At 38.1% G+C, this 2,415-nt stretch carries 1 protein-coding gene; it reads right to left on the bottom strand.

Features of this window, described 5'->3' with window-relative positions:
- On the bottom strand, window positions 1-2,415 hold a 2,415-nt coding region (locus CQA40_RS11355), incomplete at both ends, for a hypothetical protein (protein WP_220271923.1).

Genomic DNA, 2,415 nt, shown 5'->3' on the forward strand with positions numbered 1-2,415 from the left:
ACTCCCCCCTTGCACCTCACTTTGTGTCGTGGTGGTGGTAGTGGTGTCTTTGGAGTAGAAAAAATGCTCCTTAGTGCTATGGTGCGTATAAGTAGCATAGTGCGTATCTGTGGTGCTATCTAGGGAGATATTGCCCTTTGAGTGCAAAGATATGCTCTCATTAGCTTTCAAGCTAGCATTTGCTAGGCTTAGAGAATCTTTTGCACTTAGAGATATGCTATTTGCACTAAGTGTAGTGCCTAAGTGAGTGGTAGATTTACGCGTTTGATATGAGTCTTTGTAGGTAGAATGCAATGCTTGAGTGCTTAAGCGCAATGTGCTTGAGCTAATAGAGATACTATCATCTGCGCTTAAATCTGCACTAGAAATAGAGGCAGAATCTATGCCGTGTAAAAAAAGTGAGCCAGCCTTTAGCTTAGAAGTAGCGTAGATAGAATCTATGCTATGAAGTGGGGTAAGGCTTGTGCCTAGTTGGTTTGTGTAGTTTGGATAACTTGCATAGTTTGTGTAGCTTGAGTGGTTTGCATAGTTTGAGTGGTTTATTTGACTTGTATGGCTTGTATGATTTAGGTAGCTTGCTTGATTTGGATAGTGATTTGCGCTAGTGTGATTTGCGCTAGATGACAAGGCAAATGGATATAAGCTACTTGAAGCATTTGTGCTAATAGCATATCTAGCAGGTGCAAGTATAGTTTGTGTGGTGGGTGTATAGCCCTTAGTAGTAGTGATGAGAGAATCTATGCTGATATGCTTTGCTTGCAAGTAGGCTTTATCACTAGCTTGTATATCTCCTCCGCCTATATAGAGTGTGCCATCACTTTGCAGCACAATGTCTTTTGCTTTTATATCTCCTAAATGCGCTAAAGCCTCGCTTGTATGCAGGCTTATCCCATTTCCTTGCAGTGTAGAGCCATTGCTAAAAGTGTGTGAATGCAGGGATATAAAATCCCCACTAAATCCTATGGAGCTAGCAAAGGGCGATAAAGCAGGGCTTATAGAATCACTATATTTCAAAGAATGTGTAAGATTATTTGTGCTATTGTGTGCGCTATTGAGTGTGCTATTGAGTGTGTTATCATTGTGTGTGTTATTAGTAGTGTTGTTGAAAGTATTGTTGTATATATTGCCATATATGTCGTTGTAAGTGCTATTGCGTGTGTTATTGAGTGCGTTGCCATATATGTCGTTGTGTGTGTTATTAAGCACATTATTTGGCACATTGCTAGATACACTAGAAATAGTGTGGCTATACATATCATTGCTTGGGTTGTAGCTATACTGATTAGTATGATAATGCTTATGAAGTAGCAAAGATTTTAGATGATTTGCTTGGGAGTTGCTAAGTATTTTCGTATCTAGGGCATTACTAAGAAACGCACTAGAGTTATAAAAAATCGCTTTAGATTCCAAATCCAAATTTGCTAGAAAAATCTTTGCTTGGCTAGAATCCCTACTAGCAAACTGATGATAAAAATAGCTAGAGCGAACAAAAGATTCTCTATCATCATATCTACCACTATCAAACGCACTTGTAGAGAATGAAGCATTTGAATGGTTTGCTAGCTCGTTTATGTCATTTGTGGCATTTGGTGTATTTGTAGTGTTTGGATAGCTTGTAGTATTTGTGTTGCTTGTGTTGCCTATATTGCTTGTGTTGTTGATAGTGTTTGTGGTATTTATGGTATTTATGCTACCTAGTTGATTTATGGCATTTGCGTTGTTTGTGTTGTTTTGGTGGTTTGGGTTGAATGAGTGATTTGGATAGTTTGCATTGTTTGTGGAATTTATAGTGTTTGATTGATTTGTAGCGGGGCTTAAACGCGTAGAGTGTATATATTTGGCATACTCATTTGCAATGCCTGCATTTAGTCTTGCTATGTTTGGTTCTAGTTGGCTCTCTAATGTAGGGAAATCTAGCTCAATCTTACTAATAGAGCGTGGTGGAGCATAAGTAAAAACTCCTTGTGCTGTTGCGGTGCGAAGCTCTCTAATATTGCATATCCCAAATGTAAGAGCCGCACATACAATACCTTTAACACCTGCATAATTTTTCCAATAAGTATATTGATAATTCCTTACTTCCACACCATTATCAATGACTTTTTGATAGGCTTGTGTTTGCGTGTTGCTAGAATTTTTTGCTTGTATTTCTAGGATATTACTAGCACTTATGTAGCTATTGTGATTACTAAGTGTGTGGGCTAGTATGTAAGTATCGCCACTAGAAGCAATGATACTTGGGCTAAAGCTATCTAGCTCATCTGTATATACACTCCTCCAAAAATGCTTATCGCCCACTTGTTTTAGATTTCCTTGTGTTAGGTATTGCTTAGATTGCAAATATGTCTTGGTGCTAGCTACACCGATATTATTTATGGTATTTGCATATATAGATAGAGTATTTAGGGCATAAAT

The organism is Helicobacter sp. MIT 01-3238, assembly GCF_003364135.1.
Lineage (GTDB): Bacteria > Campylobacterota > Campylobacteria > Campylobacterales > Helicobacteraceae > Helicobacter_B.